Raw genomic sequence first — 20,139 nt, forward strand, 5'->3', positions numbered from 1 at the left:
GTCGCGGACCTCGAGGATCGGCTTCGCGTTCGGGTCCAGGACCGAGGCCGCGTGGCCCTCCACCTTGAACTGAGGGAGCTCGTGCGAGCTGGAGTCGCCCTGGACGGTGTGGTCCGCGTGCTCCTCACCTCGCTCGAGCTCACCCTCGGTGTACCGGATGCCGGAGTGCTCCGGCGGCAGGTCGGTCATCGTTCCTCCACCAGGTCCGGAGCGATCTCCGGCAGTACTTCACGCTCGTAGACAGCGTCGGGGTCGGGGATGTGGCACCGCTTGAGGTGTCCCTCGCTGCGCTGGCCCGGCACCAGCTCGGGCAGCGTCGTCACGCACAGGTTCCCCGGGACCTTGTCGCGGTGCGTGCACCGCGGGTGGAATGCGCACCCGGTGGGCGGCTGCAGCAGGCTGGGCGGGTTGCCCGGGATCGGGATCAGCCGCGCCGAGGTGTCACCGGCGACGTCCGGGATGCTGGAGATCAGGCCCCAGGTGTAGGGCATCTCGGGGTGCGTCAGGATCTCCTTGGTCGTGCCGTACTCGACGGCGCGACCGGCGTACATCACCAGCACGTCGTCGGCCATCTCGGCCACGACGCCCAGGTCGTGGGTGATGATGATGATGCCGGCGTCGAAGTCGCGCTGCAGGTCCTGGAGCAGGTCCAGGATCTGCGCCTGCACGGTCACGTCGAGTGCGGTCGTCGGCTCGTCGGCGATCAGGAGCGCCGGGTTGTTGATCAGGCCCATCGCGATCATCGCGCGCTGCCGCATGCCGCCGGAGAACTGGTGCGGGTAGTCGTCGACGCGGCGGTCGGGCTGCGGGATGCCGACCCGCTCCAGCATCTCGATCGTGCGGGCACGCGCAGCCTTCTTGCTGACGTCGTGGTGCACGCGGTAGGCCTCGCCGATCTGGTTGCCGACCGTGTAGTACGGGTGCATCGCGGACAGCGGGTCCTGGAAGATCATCGCGACCTCCTTCCCGCGGTGCTTGCGCATGTCCTCGTTGGACAGCTGCAGCAGGTCGACCCCGTCGAGCAGGATCTGGCCGCTGACGTGCGCGTTGGTGCCGCGGTGCAGGCCCATGATCGCCGAGCTCGACACCGACTTGCCGGAGCCGGACTCGCCCACGATGCCCAGCGTCTTGCCGCGCTCGAGGGTGTAGGACAGGCCGTCGGTCGCCTTGACGATGCCGTCGTTGGTCGGGAAGTGGACCTTGAGGTCCACCACCGACAGGAGTGGGTTGCTCATGTGTCTCTCTCTACCCCCGTGCCTAGCCCAGCCGGACGCGCGGGTCGATGACGGCGTACAGGATGTCGACGATGATGTTGGCCACGATCACGAACGTGCCCACGAGGATGACCAGGCCGACCATGGTCGGCAGGTCGTCGGCCGCGAACGCCTGCAGTGCGATGACGCCGAGGCCGTTGTAGGCGAACACGTTCTCGGTGATCAGCGCGCCACCGAGGAGGGTCGCGAAGTCCAGGCCGATCAGTGTGACGAGCGGGGTCAGCGCCGCGCGGAGCGCGTGCTTCGACACCAGCACACGCTGGGTGACGCCCTTGGACTTGGCGGTGCGGATGTAGTCCTCGCCCAGCGACTCGAGCACGTAGGACCGGGTGATCCGCACGTAGCCGGCCATGTACAGCAGCGCGAGCGTCAGCGCGGGCAGGAACAGGGCCGACAGCCAGCCGAAGAAGCCGCCGTCGGCGATCGTCTGGTACGCCGGGTAGTCGACGAGCCCCCATTTGATGCTCACGTACGTGATGAGGAACTTGCCGATGAAGAAGGAGGGGAACGCGTAGGCGATCAGCGTGAGACCGACCAGGCCGCGATCGAGGAAGGAGCCCTTGGTCATGGCCGCGAGGATGCCGAACAGCACGCCTCCGGTGACCCAGATGACCAGGGCGACGATCGCGATGGACGCGGAGATCGGCAGCGCCCCGGAGAGGATCTTGTTGACCGTCTGCTGGTTGACGAAGGAGAAGCCCAGGCAGGGCGCCTCGCAGTCGGTGACCAGCTTGGGGTTGTTGGCTCGCAGCTCCTCGTCAGCGGGGTACTGGCGCCCCTGGACGATGCCCTTGAGGAATTCGGTCCACTGGGTGATCCAGGGCTGGTCGTAACCGAGCGCGATCCGCGTCTGCTCGATCTGCTCCTCGTTGCAGTTCTTGCCGCAGGCCTGCTTCGCGGGGTCCGAGGGGACCGCGAAGAACAGGACGTAGGTCACGAACGTCAGGGCGAGGATCAGCAGCGCCCCGATCAGCAGGCGCCGGATGGCGTAGGCGATCACCGCATGCTCTCGATTCAGGTGGGGACTTCGGCCGGTCCGGCCGGGTGGAAACGGGCCTGGCGCCGTGGTGCGGCGCCGGTCCAGGGGTCTCGCAGGGTTGAGGTCGGGTGGACGACGACGATACGCCGTCCACCCGACCTCGGGAACTACAGGGTGGTGCTGTCAGTCAGGTTGCGCTGGGCGCGACCACTCAGTGCTCGACGCCGATGGCACCCAGGTCGGGGTACATCGAGGTCGACGGGGTGACCACGTAGCCGGTGACCTTCGAACCACGGATGTAGTAGTTCTTCAGCACGTACAGCGGGATGTAGGCGGTGTCCTCACCCAGCTTCTCGTCAGCCTGCTGCAGGTAGCCGTTCTGCTCGTCGATGTCGGTCGAGTTGGCGGCCTGGTCGACGATCTTCTCGAAGTCGGCGTCCTGGTAGCAGCCGTAGTCCTGACCACACGTGGTGGACGAGAAGTTCGGGCGGCTGTCGAACAGCGGCGGGATGACGGTCATCGCGGACGGCCAGTCGGCACCCCAGCCGGCCATCATGACGTCGGACTCCTTCTCCGGCTTGGAGATGACGTCGTAGTAGGTGTCGGTCAGCGGGTCGAGCTTGGTCTCGAAGCCGGCCGCGTCCCAGTTCTCCTTGAGGACAGCAGCGATCTTGTCGTTGGTGTCGGTCTTGGAGTAGGTGAAGGTGATCGGGTACGGCATCTTCTCGCCGGAGCCCTCGAGGAGAGCCTTGGCGGCCTCGACGTCACCGGTGTTCGGGCCCGCGAAGGCCGGGTTGTCCTGGTAGCCACCCACACCGAAGTTCACGATCGACTCGGCGGTCGTCGCGGCGTACTCGCCACCACGGGCCTTGACGACACCCTCGATGTCGACCGCAGCGGCGAGCGCCTTGCGGACGTCGGGGTTGGTCATGCTCTTGAAGTTCGGGAGCAGGTAGAAGTTGTACGGCGAGTCCGTCAGCACCGCGCGGTCCTTGGCCGGACCCTGGATCTGGCTGTAGCGGGTCGGCGGGATCGTCGGGGCGGCCACGGCGTACTGGTCGTTGCCGGCGTCAGCGATGACGCGGTCGATGATCAGCTCGACGGAGGTGTCCGACGGGTTGATCTGGTACTCGATGGTGTCCGGCAGCGCCTCGCGCAGCGACGGGTCGTCGGTGGCTGCGTCGTACTGGTCGTTGCGGACCAGGGTCGCACCCTTGTTCTTGTCCCAGACGCCACCCTCGACCTTGTAGGGGCCGTTGGCGAGGACCTTCCACGTGGACTTGGCGCCCTCGTCGAAGTCCTTCTTGTACGGGTCCATCATCGACAGCGACGCGGCAGCGAGCGGGAAGTCCGCCCACGGCTTGTTGAAGTGGTAGGTGATGGTCTTGCCGTCACACGTGATGGCCTTGTCGAAGGCCGCCTGCTGGGCCTCGGTCGCCTTGTAGGGACCCGGGTAGTCCTTGACGTCCAGGTAGCTCAGGATGTAGTTCGGGCCACCGGTGATGAGGTCGTTGGCGAACACACGCGAGGCGCCGTAGGCGAAGTCCTCACACGTGATGTCCGAGCCGTCCTCCCACTTGATGCCGTCCTTGAGCGTGAAGGACCACTCGCTGGCGTCCTCATTGGGCGTACCCGTGTCGGTCGCGAGGTCGGCGACGGGCTTCGCAGCCTCGACCGGGTCCTCGGTCACCGGGAACGCGACCAGGCCGCGGTAGATGGTCCGGCGGAAGTTCGCGAGCTCGAGACCGTAGTAGATGCGCTGCGGGTCGGCGCTCTCGAAGGGGTAGTGCTGCAGGTAGTACAGCGTGCCTCCGGCGGTCGCCTCGGCGCTGTCGCTGGACTCCCCCGAGGACGGGTTGTCCGAGTCCCCATCGCCACCACAGGCGGCGAGGCTCAGCGCCAGTGCTCCTGCGGCTCCAACGGCGAACATCCGCTTCAGATAGTTCGGCATTGCTTCTCCTTCAGTGTGTGACTCGCCAGGCAAGTGGCGGCACGTTCGACGACGCGGTGCCGTCGACAATCGGGGTGGTGGTGCTGCTGACCGGACGCGCGTGCGCTAACGATCAGCCTTCGGATCGAGCGCGTCGCGCAGGCCGTCGCCGACCAGGTTGAAGGTCACGACGATGATCGCGATCAGCGCGGCGGGCGCGAAGAAGTAGATGAAGTCGGCCTGCGCGTAGTCGAGCGAGTCGGCCAGCACGTTGCCGAGGGTCGGCGTGGGCGGGTCGATGCCGACGCCCAGGAAGCTCAGCGCCGCCTCGGCCGAGACGAAGACCGGCATGTAGAGCGTGAACGTGATCAGGATCGGCGCCCACAGGTTCGGGAGGATCTCGCGGAAGTAGATGCGGAACCGCGAGGCACCGATCATCTTCGCGGCCTCGACGAACTCGCGCTCCCGGATCGAGAGCACCTGACCACGGATCAGGCGACTGACACCTGTCCACCCGAACAGGCCCAGCACCGCGGTCACGTAGATCGCATTGGCCAGCGCCCCGTCGGGGAGGTTCAGGGTCTCGGTGATGAACTTCAGGCCCAGGCTGTAGAGCGCCAGCACCATCAGGGTCTGCGGGAAGGCCAGCGTCAGGTCGGTCACCCGGCCGAGCACGGCATCGGTCCAGCCGCCGGCGGCACCGGAGATCACGCCGACGATCACGCCGAGCCCGATCGAGATGATCGTCGCGATCAGCGCGATGCTGAGCGAGAACGTCATGCCGTACCAGATCCGCGAGAGCGCGTCACGGCCGATGCCGGGCTCGACGCCGAGCGGGTGGTCGGCGGAGATGCCGCCCCACTTGCCGATCGGGATCGTGTCCGGGCCGATCAGGTCCTGGTGCACGGTGTAGGGATCGAGGATGCCGGCCTTCACCAGGAACGGCGCCGCGATGGCCGCGAGCACGTAGGTCACGACGATACCGAGGGAGACCAGTGTCAGCTTGTCGCGCCGAAGGCGCCCCATCGCCAACTGGAACGGGGACTTCCCCTCGATGGCTCCCGGGGGCGCTCCTTCCGCCGTCACGGTGCCGGCGTCAACCGCACCGTGCGTCTCGAGGTCGCTCATTCACAGCCTTTCACGCATCGTGCACCGCCGGCAGGGATGCCCACGGCGCCTTGAACTGTATGTCACATGTAGTTGCCGAACGGTCACCCGGACGTAACGATCTGGTCTCGACCCGTGGACAGGGTCCGTTCGGCCGATCAGCCCTCGCTACGCAGATCCTCCGCCGGTGCCGCGTCCACACCGGCCTCCTTGCGCTGCTCGGGGGTGATCGGCGCCGGAGCGGCGGTGAGCGGGTCGAACCCACCACCGGACTTCGGGAACGCGATCACGTCACGGATCGAGTCGGCGCCGGCGAGGATCGCGCAGATTCGGTCCATGCCGACCGCGATGCCGCCGTGCGGCGGCGCGCCGTACTTGAAGGCGTCGAGGAGGAATCCGAACTTCTCCTGCGCCTCGTCCTCGCCGATGCCCATGACGGAGAAGACGCGCTTCTGGACGTCCTCGCGGTGGATCCGGACGGATCCGCCGCCGAGCTCGCTGCCGTTGCAGACGATGTCGTAGGCGTAGGCGAGCGCCTCCCCCGGGTTCTCCTCGAGGGTGTCGAGGAACTCGGGCTTCGGGCTGGTGAAGGCGTGGTGGACGGCCGTCCACGCGCCGGCGCCGACGGCCACGTCACCGCTGGCCACCGCCTCGCTCGCGGGCTCGAACAGCGGGGCGTCGACGACCCAGGTGAAGGCGAACGCCGACTCGTCGATCAGCCCGCAGCGGCGGCCGATCTCCAGGCGGGCGGCACCGAGGAGCGCGCGGCTCGACTTCGTCGCGCCGGCGGCGAAGAAGATGCAGTCGCCCGGCTGGGCGCCCACGTGCGCCGCCAGGCCCGCCTTCTCCTCGTCGGTGATGTTCTTCGACACCGGGCCGGTGAGCTCGCCGTCCTCCTGCACCAGGACGTAGGCGAGGCCCTTGGCGCCACGCTGCTTGGCCCACTCCTGCCAGGCGTCGAGCTGCTTGCGGGGCTGGCTGGCGCCACCGGGCATGACCACGGCGCCGACGTACTCGGCCTGGAAGACGCGGAACGGCGTGTCCTTGAAGTACTCGGTGCACTCGACGAGCTCGTTGCCCATCCGCAGGTCGGGCTTGTCGGACCCGTACTTGGCCATCGCCTCGGCGTAGGTCATCCGCGGGATCGGACGCGGGATCTCGACGTCGATCAGCGCCCACATCGCGGCGAGCACGTCCTCCATCAGCGCGATGACGTCCTCCTGCTCGACGAAGGACATCTCGATGTCGAGCTGGGTGAACTCCGGCTGCCGGTCGGCGCGGAAGTCCTCGTCGCGGTAGCAGCGCGCGATCTGGTAGTAGCGCTCCATCCCGCCGACCATCAGCAGCTGCTTGAACAGCTGCGGGCTCTGCGGCAGGGCGTACCAGCTGCCCGGGTGCAGGCGAGCCGGGACGAGGAAGTCCCGAGCGCCCTCGGGGGTGCTGCGGGTCAGGGTCGGGGTCTCGATCTCGACGAAGCCGTGCTGGTCGAGCACGTCCCGCGCGGCCTTGTTGACCTTGCTGCGCAGCCGGATGGCCGCGGCCGGGCCGGAGCGGCGCAGATCGAGGTAGCGGTGCTTGAGCCGCACCTCCTCCCCCACCTCGACGTGGTCGCTGATCGGGAAGGGGAGCGGAGCAGCGGCGCTGAGCACCTCGACGTCGGCGGCGACGACCTCGACCTCGCCGGTCGCGAGGTTGGGGTTCTCGTTGCCCTCCTTGCGCCGGGTGACCTCGCCGGTGACCTTGAGGCAGTACTCGGCACGCAGGTGGTGGGCGACCGACTCGTCGCGGATGACGACCTGGACGACGCCGCTCGCCTCGCGGAGGTCGATGAACGCGACACCGCCGTGGTCTCGCCGGTTGGCCACCCACCCCGCGAGGGTGACGGTCTGACCGGCGTGCTCGGCGCGGAGCGCGCCGGCGTCATGGGTGCGGATCACTGCTTCTTCTCCTCGGTGCTACTGCTGCTGCGAACGACCTGCGGTCGCAGGTCCTCGTCAGGTGGGATCCAGGATGCCGGGTCCGCGGCCTCCTGGTCGCCCGACCGGATGTCCTTGACCTCGTGGCCGGCCGCCCCGGGAAACCACACGTACGGGATCCCGCGGCGCTCGGCGTAGCGGATCTGCTTGCCGAACTTCTGGGCGGAGGCCGCGACCTCGCAGGGGATGCCGCGGGCTCGCAGGGCACCGGCGACGGCCGTGCTCACGGACCGGCTCTCCTCGTCGACGACCGCGACCAGCACCGCGCTCGGCACGGCCCGGCTGCCGGCCAGCACCCCGTCGGCGAGGAGTGGGATCAGGCTGCGGGAGACGCCGAACGAGACGCCGACGCCGGGGTACGTCGTGCGCCCATCGGACGCGAGCGCGTCGTAGCGACCGCCACCACCGACCGACTTCAGCCGCTCGTAGCCCGCCATGAAGATCTCGACGACGGTGCCGGTGTAGTAGTCGAGCCCGCGCGCGATGCGCAGGTTGGCCTCGACCGTGACGTTGGCGTGGCCGCCCGCGGCACAGCCCTCGACGACCGCGGCGAGCTCGGCGAGGCCCTCGTCGAGCAGCTCGTCCTCGACCCCCAGGGCACGCACCTGCTCGACGAACGAGGTGTCGGCGACGCGGATCGTCGCGAGCTCGAGGCAGCGCCGTGCCTGCTCGGCGGTGGCGCCCGCGTCGCTGACGAGCAGCTCGGCGACCCGCTCGGCGGGCAGCTTGTCGAGCTTGTCGATCGTGCGGATCGCGGTCGTGACGTCGGGCATCCCGAGGCCGCGGTAGAAGCCCTGGATGAGTTTGCGGTTGTTGAACTGGAAGCTCACCGGGGGGATCGGCAGCGCGTCGAGCGCGTCGACCATCACCCGCATCACCTCGACGTCGTGGTGGAAGGGCAGCTCGTCCTTGCCCACGATGTCGACGTCGGCCTGGGTGAACTGGCGGTAGCGCCCCTCCTGCGGCCGCTCGCCGCGCCACGCCGGCTGGATCTGGAACCGCCGGAACGGGAACTCCAGGTGCCCGGCGTGCTCGAGCACGTAGCGAGCGAAGGGGACGGTGAGGTCGAAGTGCAGGGCAAGGCCCGCGTCGCCCTCCTCGTCACCGGCCTGGAGCCGCCGCAGGACGTAGATCTCCTTGTCGATCTCGCCGCCCTTGGCGAGCCGGTCGAGCGGCTCGACCACGCGGGTCTCGATGTTGGCGAAGCCGTGCAGCTCGAAGGTGCGCGACAGGCTCGCGATCACCTCGCGCTCGACCACGCGCGCGGCAGGAAGCAGCTCGGGGAACCCGCTGAGCGGGGTGGGCTTGCTCATCAGTGTCAGAGACCTCGGGTGACTCGACCGGCGTCGCCCTCGCGCAGGAGGTCGAGCAGGAAGGGGTTGGTGGCGCGCTCGCGGCCGATGGACGTCTGCTCGCCGTGACCGGGGAGCACGACGACGTCGTCGGCCAGCGGCAGCACCTTGGTGGTGAGGCTGCGCAGCATCGTCGGGTGGTCGCCGCCCGGCAGGTCGGTGCGTCCGATCGACCCCGCGAAGAGCAGGTCGCCGGAGAAGAGCACCTCGGAGACGTCCTCGCGGTCGTACGGCGTCCGGAACGTCACCGAGCCCTCGGTGTGGCCCGGGGTGTGGTCGACGACGAAGCGCAGGCCGGCGAGCTCGAGCTCCTGCAGGTCCGTCAGCTCGCGGACGTCGTCGGGCTCGGCGAACTCGTAGCTGCCGCCGAGCAGCATCTGGGTCGTCTCGCGGGACATGCCCGCCATCGGGTTCGCGAGCAGGTGCCGGTCGGCGGGGTGGATCCACGCGGTGGCGTCGTAGGTGCCGGCGACCGGCGCGACGCACCACATGTGGTCGACGTGCCCGTGCGTCACCAGCACCGCGACGGGCTTGAGCCGGTGCTCCCGGACCACCTCGGCCACGCCGTCGGCGGCGTCCTTGCCCGGGTCGATGACGACGCACTCGGTGCCCGGACCGGTGGCGGCCACGTAGCAGTTGGTGCCCCACGGACCTGCGGGGAAGCCGGCGATCAACACCCACGAAGACTATCGAGACCGGGCAGTCGGCGCCCCATCGGCTCCTGTTCGACAGGCGGACGCCGGAGACGTGGTGACTAGCATGGGAGCGGGCGTCCCCTCCGGGGACGGTGCCGTGGCAGCGCTGCCAGACCAACGGCAGTGCGTTAATCGAGCGGAGTGCACCGTGACGAGTGAGCAGTGGGGTCGAGTCGGAGAGGACGGCACGGTCTACGTGCGGACCGCCGAGGGCGAGCGGTCGGTGGGTCAGTACCCCGCAGGCTCGCCCGACGAGGCGCTCAGGTTCTTCACCGAGCGGTACGCCGCGCTCGCGTTCGAGGTCGAGCTGCTCGAGAAGCGGGTGGCCAGCGGCGTGATGACGCCCGAGGAGGCCGCCACCTCGGTGCGGACCGTGCAGGAGCAGGTGGCCAACGCGAACGCCGTCGGCGACCTGGCCGCGCTCGCCCAGCGGCTGGAGGCGCTCGGCCCGGTGCTCGAGGAGCAGCGCGAGGCCCGCAAGGCGGAGCGCGCGAAGCGGTCCGCGGAGGCCCGCGAGGGCAAGGAGCGGATCGTCACCGAGGCCGAGCAGCTCGCGGTCGGCAACGACTGGCGCCACGGTGCCAACCGGATGCGCGAGCTCCTCGACGAGTGGAAGGCGCTCCCCCGCATCGACCGGGCCGCCGACGACGCCCTGTGGCGGCGCTTCTCGACCGCGCGCACGTCGTACACCCGACGCCGCAAGGCGCACTTCGCCGAGCAGCACGAGATGCGCGACGCCGCCCGGTCGGTCAAGGAGCAGCTCGCTGCCGAGGCCGAGCAGCTCGCCACGTCGACCGACTGGGGCGCGACCGCCGGCCGCTACCGCGACCTGATGCGCCAGTGGAAGGCCGCCGGTCCCGCACCGCGGGACGTCGACGAGGCCCTGTGGAAGCGCTTCCGGGGCGCGCAGGACACGTTCTTCGGCGCCCGTGACGCCGCGGCCGCCGAGCAGGACGCCGAGTTCGCCGCCAACGCGGAGGTCAAGGAGGCCCTGCTCGTCGAGGCCGAGGCGCTGCTGCCGATCACCGATCTCGAGGCCGCCAAGCGCAGCTTCCGCGACATCGCCGAGCGGTGGGACGCCGCCGGCAAGGTGCCGCGCGACCGGATCAAGGAGCTCGAGGCGCGGATCCGTCGGGTCGAGAACGAGCTGCGGGGCATCGAGGACGAGCAGTGGCGCCGGTCCGACCCGGAGAAGTCGGCGCGCGCCGACGACATGGTCTCCAAGCTCGAGGCCGCCATCGCGCAGGTCGAGGCAGACCTCGAGAAGGCCCGCGCGTCCGGCAACGAGCGGAAGATCAAGGAGCTCGAGGAGAACCTCGCCTCGCGGCAGTCGTTCCTCGAGACGGCCAAGCGGGCCAGCGCCGACTTCGCCTCGTAGCGGGGGCCATCCGTCCGGAGGATGTCCTCGCCGGTGGATGCCCGCGCCGGCGCTACTGCGTCACGCGGTAGGCGTCGAAGACGCCGGGCACCGAGCGCACCGCCTTGAGCACGGTGTCGAGGTGCTTGGCCTCGGCCATCTCGAACGTGAACCTGCTCTTCGCGACCCGGTCGCGGGTGGTCGAGAGGTTGGCGCTGAGGATGTCGACGTGCGCGTCGCTCAGCGCCATCGTGATGTCGGAGAGCAGCCGGGCGCGGTCGAGCGCCTCGACCTGGATGTTGACCAGGAAGCTGGACTGGCCGGTCGGTGCCCACTCGACGTCGACGAGCCGCTCGCTCTGCGACTGGAGGCTCGCCGCGTTGGTGCAGCTCTGGCGGTGCACCGACACTCCCCCGCCCTTGGTGACGAACCCGAGGATGGGGTCCGGCGGCACCGGGGTGCAGCACTTCGCGAGCTTGACCCACACGTCCGGGGCGCCCTTCACGATCACCCCGGAGTCGCCGCCCGGCTGGACCTTCGAGCGGGACCTGCGGGAGGTGATCGTGACGCCCTCGGCGAGGTCCTCGGCGGCACCGTCGTCGCCCCCGTGCAGGTCGATGACCCGGCGTACGACGGCCTGCGCGGACAGGTTGCCCTCGCCGACCGCGGCGTAGAGGGCGGAGACGTCGGCGAGCTTGAAGTGGACCGCAGCGAGCGTCAGCGCCTCGTGGGACATCAGCCGCTTCAGCGGCAGCCCCTCCTTGCGCATCAGCTTGGCGATCTGCTCCTTGCCCTGGTCGATCGCCTCCTCGCGCCGCTCCTTGGTGAACCACTGGCGGATCTTCGAGCGCGCGCGCGGCGACTTCACGAACGCCAGCCAGTCGCGGGACGGCCCGGCGGTCGGCGACTTCGACGTGAAGACCTCGACCACGTCGCCGTTCTCCAGCCCCGACTCGAGCGGCACCAGGCGCCCGTTGACCCGGGCGCCGATCGTGCGGTGGCCGACCTCGGTGTGCACGGCGTAGGCGAAGTCGACCGGGGTCGCACCGGTCGGCAGGGCGATCACGTCGCCGCGCGGGGTGAAGACGTAGACCTCGGCGCGGTTGATCTCGAAGCGCAGGGACTCCAGGAACTCCCCCGGGTCCTCCATCTCGTTCTGCCAGTCGAGCAGCTGACGGACCCAGGTCATGTCGTCCTGGTCGGCGGGACGATCGGTGTCGACGCCGTTGCGCCCGTCCTCCTTGTACTTCCAGTGCGCGGCGACGCCGTACTCGGCGCGACGGTGCATGGCGTAGCTGCGGATCTGCAGCTCGACCGGCTTGCCCTGCGGACCGATGACGGTCGTGTGCAGCGACTGGTACATGTTGAACTTCGGCATCGCGACGTAGTCCTTGAACCGGCCCAGCACCGGGTTCCAGCGCGCGTGCAGGATGCCGAGGACGGTGTAGCAGTCGCGGTCGTTCTCGACCAGGACGCGGATGCCGACGAGGTCGTAGATGTCGGAGAAGTCGCGACCCCCGACGATCATCTTCTGGTAGATCGAGTAGTAGTGCTTCGGCCGGCCCGTGACGGTCGCCTTGAGCTTCGCGTCCCGGAGGTCGCCCTCGACCTGGTCGATCACCTCGGCGAGGAACTGGTCGCGCGAGGGCGCCCGCTCGGCGACCAGGCGCACGATCTCGTCGTAGATCTTGGGGTGCAGCGTGGCGAACGCGAGGTCCTCGAGCTCCCACTTGATCGTGTTCATGCCCAGTCGGTGGGCCAGCGGGGCGTAGATGTCGAGCGTCTCGCGGGCGACCCGCTCCTGGGTCTCCTGGCGCACGTAGCGCAGCGTGCGCATGTTGTGCAGCCGGTCGGCGAGCTTGATGACGAGCACCCGGATGTCGCGCGACATCGCGACGATCATCTTCCGGATGGTCTCGGCCTGCGCGGAGTCGCCGTACTTGACCTTGTCGAGCTTGGTGACGCCGTCGACGAGCTGGGCGACCTCGTCACCGAAGTCCTGGCGCACCTGCTCGAGTGTGTACGGCGTGTCCTCGACCGTGTCGTGGAGCAGCGCCGCGGCCAGGGTCGGCTCGGTCATGCCGATGTCCGCGAGGATGGTCGTGACCGCGAGCGGGTGCGTGATGTAGGGGTCGCCGGACTTGCGGGTCTGGGTCCCGTGCATCTTCTCGGCGGTGAGGTAGGCGCGCTCGAGCAGCGCCAGGTCGGCCTTCGGGTGGTTGGTGCGGACGGCGCGGAACAGCGGCTCCAGCACCGGGTTCGCCGACTGGTTGCGGGTGCCCATCCGGGCCAGCCGGGCGCGCATGCTGCGCGTGGAGGGCCCAGGCTCGGAGGCGCGCCGGGGTCCGGCTGGGGCCGGCTTCTCCGTGCGCTCCTCGGTCACGTCGTCAGTCTACGAGCCGTCACACCGTCAGCAGCGCGGTCACCGGCACCGCGCCGACGGTCTCGCGCCCCGGCAGGAAGCCGAGCTCCATCAGCACGGCGACTCCGTGGACCTCCGCGCCGCACTTCTCGGCGAGCTCGACGGTCGCCTTGACGGTGCCGCCGGTCGCGAGCACGTCGTCGACCAGCAGCACCCGGTCACCGGGCCGCAGCGCGTCCTGGTGCACCTCCAGCGTGGCCTCGCCGTACTCGAGCGCGTAGGACACGGCGTACGTCGCGCGCGGCAGCTTGCCGGCCTTGCGGACCGGCACGAACCCGACGCCGAGCGCGAGCGCCGCGGGCGCCCCGAGGATGAAGCCGCGGGACTCCATGCCGAGCACCTTGTCGACGACCGGCCGACCGTCGGCGCCGCGACCGGCCGCCGCGATGGCCGCGACGACCGCCTGGAGCGCGCTGTGGTCGGCGAGCAACGGGGTGATGTCCTTGAAGAGGATCCCGGGCTCGGGGAAGTCGGGCACGTCCGCGATCAGCGCGAGCGCGGCCTCCAGGCCCGGCCCGGGGTCGGTCACTTCTTCTCCCGCTTGGACTTCGACTGACGGCTCGGCTGCTGCCGTCCCGCCGACCGGCTCTCCTTCACCGGCCCGCGCGCCTGCGGCGCGATCCGGCCGCGGTTGGCCGCATCCGCGCTGCGCTGCTGGGCGGGCGCCGGCGGCTGCGAGACCGGGGCGCCCTCCTCGAGGTCGCCCTCGGCCTCGGCGTCGTCCTCACGCACCGGCATGTCGTCGGTGAAGACCGGGACCGTGGCGTAGGGGTCGGCGGCGAGGGCCTTGAGCCGGGCGCGGTCACGCTTCTCGGCCTGCTGCACATAGGTCTCGTTCGCCTTCAGCTGCACCACGAGCGGCGTCGCGATGAAGATCGACGAGTACGCACCGACGGCCATGCCGACGAACAGCGCCAGCGCGAGGTCCTTGAGCGTGCTCGCACCGAGCTGCACCGCACCGACGTACAGGATCGCGCCGACCGGGATGAGCGCCACGATCGAGGTGTTGATCGAGCGGACCAGGGTCTGGTTGACGGCGAGGTTCGCGGCCTTGGCGTAGGTCGTGCGGCTCTCGGCGAGGTTCCGGGTGTTCTCCCGGACCTTGTCGAAGACCACGACGGTGTCGTAGAGCGAGAAGCCGAGGATCGTGAGCAGGCCGGTCACCGTCGCCGGCGTGACCTCGAAGCCCGACAGCGCGTAGACGCCGATCGTGATGAGGATGTCGTGCAGCAGGGCCACGATCGCGGCCACCGACATCTTCCACTCGCGGAAGTAGGCCCAGATGAACAGGACGACCAGCACGAGGAAGACGGCGAGACCGATCGCCGAGCGCTTCGCGATCTCCTGGCCCCAGCTCGGTCCGATCTCCTGGACGCTGATCTCTCCGGGGTCCACGCCCGTCGTCTCGACGATCGTGTCCTTGATCCGCTTGGACTCGCCGGTCGTGACCGGCTTGACCTGCACGATGAGGCCGGAGTCGCCGCTGGTCGTGACGACCGGCTGCTGGGCGGCGTCGATGCCGGTGGCGGCCACGGCGTCGCGGACCTCGTCGGCCGTCTCCTGCGTGGCCTCGTCGGCCGGCAGCGACACCTTGTACTCGGCACCACCGACGAACTCGATGCCCATGTCGAGGCCCTTGACCCCCAGCCCGAGGAGGGAGACGAGGAGCAGGACGCCGGAGACGGCGTACCAGGTCCAGCGACGGCCGATGAAGTCGATCGACCTCTTGCCGTTGTAGAGGTCATTGCCCAGACGCGAGAACTTGCCCATCAGGCCGTCCCTCCCACGGTGTTGATCCGGTCGACACCGAGCGTCTCGGCGCTGAGGCCGGACAGCTTGTGGCCCCGGTTGAAGAAGCGGTAGCGGCCGAGCAGCGCGACCGACGGGTGGGTGAACCAGAAGAACACCGCGAGGTCGATCAGCGTCGAGATGCCGAGCGCGAACGCGAAGCCCTTCACGACGCCGGCGGCGAAGATGTAGAGCACGACCGCGGCCAGCAGCGACACCGCGTCAGCGGCGAGGCAGGTGTTCCGCGCGCGCCGCCAGCCGGCCTCGACGGCCACCCGCATCGACTTCCCGTCGCGCATCTCGTCACGGATGCGCTCGAAGTAGACGATGAAGGAGTCGGCCGTGATGCCGACCGCGACGATCAGTCCGGCGATGCCGGGCAGCGTCAGGGTGAAGCCGGCCGTCTCGCCGAGCAGCAGCACCACGGAGTACGTGATGGCGGCGGCGACGATCAGCGAGGCGATCACGACCAGTCCGAGTCCCCGGTAGTAGAGGAGGCAGTAGAGCATCACCAGGAGCAGGCCGATGATGCCGGCAGTGATGCCGGCGCTGAGCTGGTCGCCCGCGAGCGAGGCACCGATCTGGTCGACCGACGTGCCGTCCTTCTCGAACGAGATCGGCAGGGCGCCGAACTTCAGGCTGGTCGCGAGGCTCTTGGCCGAGGACGAGGTGAAGTTGCCCGAGATGCGCGCGTTGCCGTCGGAGATCCGGCCCTCGAAGGTCGGGGCCGAGATCACGAGTCCGTCGAGCACGATCGCGAAGCGCTGCTCCGAGCCGGCCATCGACGTGGACAGGTCGGTGAAGACGTCCTTGCCGTCACCGCCGAGGCTGAGGTTGACGACCCACTGCACCTCGCCCTGCGGGATGCCCGCGTCAGCCGACTTGAGGTCGGTGCCCTCGATCGCCGCCGGCGACAGCAGGTACTTGGTCGCGGCGTCGTCCTGAGCGCCACAGGTGACCAGCCACGTGGTGGGGTCATCGACCGGCGGCGTCTCCGACGGACAGGTGTAGGCGTTGTAGGCGTCGATCGCCTCCTGCGGCGGGTTGCTGATGAAGGCCAGCGCCTCGGCGGCGGGACTCGCCTTCCCGTCGCCGTCGGCCGGCGATCCGCTGGGGCTCTCGCTCGGCGACGCACTCGGGGACGCGCTCGGAGAGTCGCTGGGCGACGCGCTCGGCGACTCCGTCGTCTGGGCGGCCGCGTTCGTCCTCTTCTTCGGCTTCTTCTTGTCGTCGGCGAGAGCGAAGCCGGGACGGTTCTTCGCGCTCGGGGACTCGCTGGGCTCCGCCGTGGGCGAGGGCGGCACGGTCACCCCGACACCCGGCTGGGCGGTGTCGCTGGCCGTGGGGTCGCCCGGGGTCGGCGCCGAGGTCGCGCACGGGCCGGGGTTGCTGCTCGTGCAGGCCACCGTGCGGAACCGGAGCTGCGCCTGGCGCTTGACCGTGTCGATCAGCGAGTTCGAGGTGTCGCCCGGGATCTCGACGATGATGAACCGGTTGCCCTGCGTGGAGACCTCGGCCTCGGTGACGCCGGAGCCGTTGACCCGCTGGTCGATGATGTCCGCGGCTTCCTGGAGGTTCTCGCTGCTGGGGTTGCCCTCCGCGATCAGCGTGATCCGGGTGCCGCCCTTGAGGTCCAGGCCGAGCGCCGGCTTCCAGGTGCCGGCGATCGCGACCAGTCCGTAGGACACCGCGATCAGCAGGAAGAAGATGACCAGGGTGCGCCCCGGACGTGCGGTCTTGCGTGCCATGTTCAGCGCTCCTCCGGGCCGTCGGTGACGGTGCCCGGCTCGTCGTGCTCGTCGGGCTCCCCGTCGGTCTCGTCGGGGCCCTGCTCCTCGTCGTGGCGGATCTTGCTGCCGACGGCGCCCTGCGCGACCTTGATCGCCACGCCCTCGGAGATCTCGACGACGACGTAGTCGTCGGCCACCTCCTGGACGCTGCCGAAGATGCCACTGGTGAGCATCACCTCGTCACCCACGGACAACGAGGACTGCATGGTCCGGAGTTCCTTCTGGCGGCGAGACTGCGGGCGGATGATGAAGAGCCAGAAGAGCAGCACGATGCCGATCAGCGGCAAGAACTCCACGACGAAACGACCTCTCGAGCGACCTGCGGGGGCGCGGCGCAGCCCAGACCGGGCGACCGACGCGCCAGTCTAACCAGCGGGGTGGCGTGACTCACCAATCGCCCCGGGCACCACTCACTCCTCGAACAACGTCGCGTCGGCGTCGGCGCCGAGCACCGGGGCAGCGAGACCCAGGTGCGCCCACGCGGCGCGGGTCGCGACCCGCCCCCGCGGCGTACGGGCGAGGAACCCGTTGCGCACCAGGAACGGCTCAGCGACCTCCTCGACGGTCTCCCGCTCCTCGCCGACGGCGACCGCGAGCGTCGAGATGCCGACCGGGCCGCCGCCGAAGCGCCGGCACAGGACGTCGAGCACCGCCCGGTCCAGGCGGTCGAGGCCGAGCTGGTCGACCTCGTAGAGGTCGAGGGCGGCGCGGGCGACGGGCAGCGTGACGATGCCGTCGGCGCGCACCTGGGCGTAGTCGCGGACCCGGCGCAGCAGCCGGTTGGCGATGCGCGGCGTGCCACGGGACCGGGACGCGATCTCGGCGGTGCCGTCGGCGACGGCGTCGACGTCGAGGAGCCGGGCGGAGCGCTGGACGATCAGGTCGAGCTCGGCGGGCTCGTAGAACTCGAGGTGGGCGGTGAACCCGAAGCGGTCGCGGAGCGGCCCCGGGAGCAGTCCGGCGCGGGTGGTGGCGCCGACGAGCGTGAACGGCGGGATGTCGAGCGGGATCGCGGTGGCGCCCGGGCCCTTGCCGATGACGACGTCGACCCGGAAGTCCTCCATCGCCATGTAGAGCATCTCCTCGGCGGGGCGCGACATCCGGTGGATCTCGTCGACGAAGAGCACGTCGCCCTCGTTCATCCCGGACAGGATCGCGGCGAGGTCGCCCGCGTGGGTGATCGCCGGACCGCTGGTGAGCCGCATCGGCGCGCCCATCTCGCTGGCGATGATCATCGCCAGTGTGGTCTTGCCCAGGCCGGGCGGGCCGGAGAGGAGCACGTGGTCGGGGGCCCGGCCGCGACGACGGGCGGCCTCGAGCACCAGGCCGAGCTGGTCGCGCACCCGGATCTGGCCGACGACCTCGTCGAGCGAGCGCGGGCGCAGTGCCGCCTCGACGACGCGCTCGTCGCCCTCGGCCTCGGCGGCCGTCAGCGAGCGGAAGTGGGTGGACTCCGCCTCGTCGAGGTCGTCCTCGTGGAAGGGCACCGGCTCAGGCCTTGCTCAGCGTGCGGAGGGCGGCGCGCAGCAGGGCCGCGACGTCCGGCGTGCCCCCGGCGTCGGGGGCCACGGCCTCGACCGCCTTCTCGGCGTCCTTGGCCGACCAGCCGAGGCCGACCAGGCCCTGGTGGACCTGGTCGCGCCAGGGCGCCACGGCTGCCGGCGCGGACGACGTACGCCCACCGGTGGGTGCGCCGATGCGGTCCTTGAGCTCGAGGATCACCCGCTGCGCGCCCTTCTGGCCGATGCCCGGCACCTTGGTGAGCGTCTTCGTGTCGTCGCCGGCGATGGCCAGGCGCAGGTCGTCGGGGCTGAGCACGGCGAGCATCGCCTGGGCGAGCTTGGGGCCGACGCCCGAGGCGGTCTGCAGGAGCTCGAAGGTCTGCTTCTCGTCCTCGTCGGCGAAGCCGAAGAGCGTCAGCGAGTCCTCGCGGACCACCATGCTGGTCGGCAGGGTGGCGGCGTGGCCGGTGCGCAGCGTCGCCAGCGTGCCTGGGGTGCACATCAGCTCCAGCCCGACTCCCCCGACCTCCAGCACGGCACTGGAGAGGGTCACCGCGGCGACCCTCCCGGAGACGAACGCGATCACTGCTTCCTCCCTGCTGCGGCGACCGCCGCGTCGATCCGGGCCTGGGCGCCCCCGCGCCAGATGTGCGTGATGGCCAGCGCGAGCGCGTCGGCCGCGTCGGCCGGCTTGGGCATCGCGTCGAGCCGGAGGATCCGGGTGACCATCGCCCCGACCTGCGCCTTGTCGGCGCGGCCGTTGCCGGACACGGCGGCCTTGACCTCGCTCGGGGTGTGCAGCGCGATCGGCAGGCCCCGCCGGGCCGCGCAGACCATCGCGATGCCACTCGCCTGCGCCGTGCCCATCACCGTGCTGACGTCGGACCGCGCGAACACCCGCTCCACGGCCACCGCGTCGGGCCGGTGCTCGTCGAGCCAGGCGTCGATGCCGCGCTCGATCGTGACCAGGCGCTCGGGCACCGGGAGGTGCGACGACGTGCGGAGCACGTTGACGTCGACCAGCGAGAGCGGTCGTCCGACCGTGCCCTCGACCACGCCCATGCCGCAGCGGGTCAGCCCGGGGTCGATCCCCAGCACGCGCATCGGTCAGCCCTTCCGTCCGAACAGGTGTTCGGAGGCAACGCTAACCGGCTGCTCCCCCGGCGCCCGGGAGGACACGCGGTGCTAGGCGTCGATCGACTCCAGCACCTCGTCGGAGATGTCGGCGTTGCTGAAGACGTTCTGCACGTCGTCGAGGTCGTCGACGGCGTCGACGAGGCGGAAGACCTTGCCCGCGACCTCGACCTCGGCGACCGGGATGTCCATGGTGGCCACGAACTGGACCTCGGCGGAGTCGTAGTCGATGCCGGCGGCCTGGAGGGCCGTCCGGACGGCGACGACGTCACCGGGCTCGGACTGGATCTCGAAGGTGTCACCGAGGTCGCTGACGTCCTCGGCGCCGGCGTCGAGGGTCGCCTCGAGGACGTCGTCCTCGGAGATCTCCCACGGCTGGCCGCCGCGCTCCTGGGCCTTGGCGACCTCGACCACGCCCTTGCGGGTGAACAGTCGCGAGACCGAGCCGGGGTCGGCCATCGTGCCGCCGTTGCGGGTCACCGCGGTGCGGACCTCCATCGCGGCCCGGTTGCGGTTGTCGGTGAGGCACTCGACCAGCAGCGCGACGCCCTGCGGTCCGTAGACCTCGTACATGATCGTCTCGTAGTCGACGCCGCCGCCGTCGAGGCCACCGCCCCGCTTGACCGCGGAGTCGATGTTCTTGTTCGGCACCGACTGCTTCTTGGCCTTCTGGATGGCGTCGTAGAGCGTCGGGTTGCCGGCCGGGTCGGGGCCGCCCATCTTCGCGGCGATCTCGATGTTCTTGATCAGCTTGGCGAACAGCTTGCCGCGCTTGGCATCGATGGCGGCCTTCTTGTGCTTCGTGGTCGCCCACTTGGAGTGGCCAGACATGC

At 69.9% G+C, this 20,139-nt stretch carries 17 protein-coding genes; 1 reads left to right on the top strand and 16 read right to left on the bottom strand.

Annotation, left to right across the window (positions count from 1 at the left end; translation table 11 throughout):
* Positions 1-185: 185 nt before the first annotated feature.
* The 7 genes from HZF07_RS04930 to HZF07_RS04960 all read right to left on the bottom strand — a co-directional run bounded on the left by HZF07_RS04930 (position 186) and on the right by HZF07_RS04960 (position 9,295).
* The gene (locus HZF07_RS04930) at positions 186-1,235 is read right to left on the bottom strand and encodes an ABC transporter ATP-binding protein (RefSeq protein WP_157340048.1); all 1,050 of its coding nucleotides are present in this window, start codon (positions 1,233-1,235) and stop codon (positions 186-188) included.
* Positions 1,236-1,257: 22 nt separating this feature from the next.
* On the bottom strand, positions 1,258-2,274 hold the full coding sequence (locus HZF07_RS04935; RefSeq protein ID WP_181644814.1) for an ABC transporter permease: 1,017 nt from the start codon (positions 2,272-2,274) through the stop codon (positions 1,258-1,260).
* Between the two features lie 190 nt (positions 2,275-2,464).
* On the bottom strand, positions 2,465-4,204 hold the full coding sequence (locus tag HZF07_RS04940) for an ABC transporter substrate-binding protein (protein ID WP_157340049.1): 1,740 nt from the start codon (positions 4,202-4,204) through the stop codon (positions 2,465-2,467).
* A gap of 105 nt (positions 4,205-4,309) precedes the next feature.
* Positions 4,310-5,311 (bottom strand): ABC transporter permease, encoded by a 1,002-nt coding sequence (locus HZF07_RS04945; RefSeq protein WP_157340050.1) that lies wholly within the window; start codon positions 5,309-5,311, stop codon positions 4,310-4,312.
* 137 nt (positions 5,312-5,448) lie between these two features.
* Positions 5,449-7,227 (bottom strand): aspartate--tRNA ligase, encoded by a 1,779-nt coding sequence (aspS, locus tag HZF07_RS04950; RefSeq protein ID WP_181644815.1) that lies wholly within the window; start codon positions 7,225-7,227, stop codon positions 5,449-5,451.
* On the bottom strand, positions 7,224-8,579 hold the full coding sequence (hisS, locus tag HZF07_RS04955; RefSeq protein WP_157340051.1) for a histidine--tRNA ligase: 1,356 nt from the start codon (positions 8,577-8,579) through the stop codon (positions 7,224-7,226). The genes aspS and hisS overlap by 4 nt, the downstream gene beginning before the upstream one ends.
* Positions 8,580-8,584: 5 nt before the next feature.
* Complete coding sequence (locus HZF07_RS04960; RefSeq protein ID WP_181644816.1) at positions 8,585-9,295, bottom strand: MBL fold metallo-hydrolase; 711 nt, start codon at positions 9,293-9,295, stop codon at positions 8,585-8,587.
* Between the two features lie 166 nt (positions 9,296-9,461).
* Here HZF07_RS04960 and HZF07_RS04965 point away from each other — a divergent pair, with 166 nt between their 5' ends.
* Positions 9,462-10,691 (top strand): DUF349 domain-containing protein, encoded by a 1,230-nt coding sequence (locus tag HZF07_RS04965; RefSeq protein ID WP_181644817.1) that lies wholly within the window; start codon positions 9,462-9,464, stop codon positions 10,689-10,691.
* A 52-nt stretch (positions 10,692-10,743) separates the two neighbouring features.
* Here HZF07_RS04965 and HZF07_RS04970 read toward each other — a convergent pair whose 3' ends face one another.
* The 9 genes from HZF07_RS04970 to HZF07_RS05010 all read right to left on the bottom strand — a co-directional run bounded on the left by HZF07_RS04970 (position 10,744) and on the right by HZF07_RS05010 (position 20,137).
* Positions 10,744-12,975, bottom strand: coding sequence for a RelA/SpoT family protein (locus HZF07_RS04970; RefSeq protein ID WP_157344538.1), 2,232 nt, complete (start codon positions 12,973-12,975; stop codon positions 10,744-10,746).
* A 97-nt stretch (positions 12,976-13,072) separates the two neighbouring features.
* On the bottom strand, positions 13,073-13,621 hold the full coding sequence (locus tag HZF07_RS04975; protein WP_181644818.1) for an adenine phosphoribosyltransferase: 549 nt from the start codon (positions 13,619-13,621) through the stop codon (positions 13,073-13,075).
* Positions 13,618-14,862: a protein translocase subunit SecF gene (gene secF / locus HZF07_RS04980; RefSeq protein WP_157340053.1), complete on the bottom strand. Its 1,245-nt coding sequence runs from the start codon at positions 14,860-14,862 to the stop codon at positions 13,618-13,620. The genes HZF07_RS04975 and secF overlap by 4 nt, the downstream gene beginning before the upstream one ends.
* Entirely contained in the window at positions 14,862-16,628 is a 1,767-nt protein-coding gene (gene secD, locus HZF07_RS04985; RefSeq protein WP_157340054.1) for a protein translocase subunit SecD, read from the bottom strand. The genes secF and secD overlap by 1 nt, the downstream gene beginning before the upstream one ends.
* A 2-nt stretch (positions 16,629-16,630) precedes the next feature.
* Positions 16,631-16,966, bottom strand: a complete 336-nt coding sequence (gene yajC, locus HZF07_RS04990) for a preprotein translocase subunit YajC (RefSeq protein WP_309504506.1) — start codon at positions 16,964-16,966, stop codon at positions 16,631-16,633.
* Between the two features lie 114 nt (positions 16,967-17,080).
* On the bottom strand, positions 17,081-18,157 hold the full coding sequence (gene ruvB, locus HZF07_RS04995; RefSeq protein WP_181644819.1) for a Holliday junction branch migration DNA helicase RuvB: 1,077 nt from the start codon (positions 18,155-18,157) through the stop codon (positions 17,081-17,083).
* Between the two features lie 4 nt (positions 18,158-18,161).
* Positions 18,162-18,758, bottom strand: coding sequence for a Holliday junction branch migration protein RuvA (gene ruvA / locus HZF07_RS05000; protein ID WP_181644820.1), 597 nt, complete (start codon positions 18,756-18,758; stop codon positions 18,162-18,164).
* Positions 18,755-19,276 (bottom strand): crossover junction endodeoxyribonuclease RuvC, encoded by a 522-nt coding sequence (ruvC, locus tag HZF07_RS05005; RefSeq protein WP_157340055.1) that lies wholly within the window; start codon positions 19,274-19,276, stop codon positions 18,755-18,757. Before ruvC ends, ruvA begins: the two co-directional genes overlap by 4 nt.
* Before the next feature lie 81 nt (positions 19,277-19,357).
* The gene (locus HZF07_RS05010) at positions 19,358-20,137 is read right to left on the bottom strand and encodes a YebC/PmpR family DNA-binding transcriptional regulator (protein WP_157340056.1); all 780 of its coding nucleotides are present in this window, start codon (positions 20,135-20,137) and stop codon (positions 19,358-19,360) included.
* Positions 20,138-20,139: the final 2 nt, after the last annotated feature.

The organism is Nocardioides agri (genome assembly GCF_013778305.1).
In the GTDB taxonomy this organism is placed as follows: Bacteria; Actinomycetota; Actinomycetes; order Propionibacteriales; family Nocardioidaceae; genus Nocardioides; species Nocardioides agri.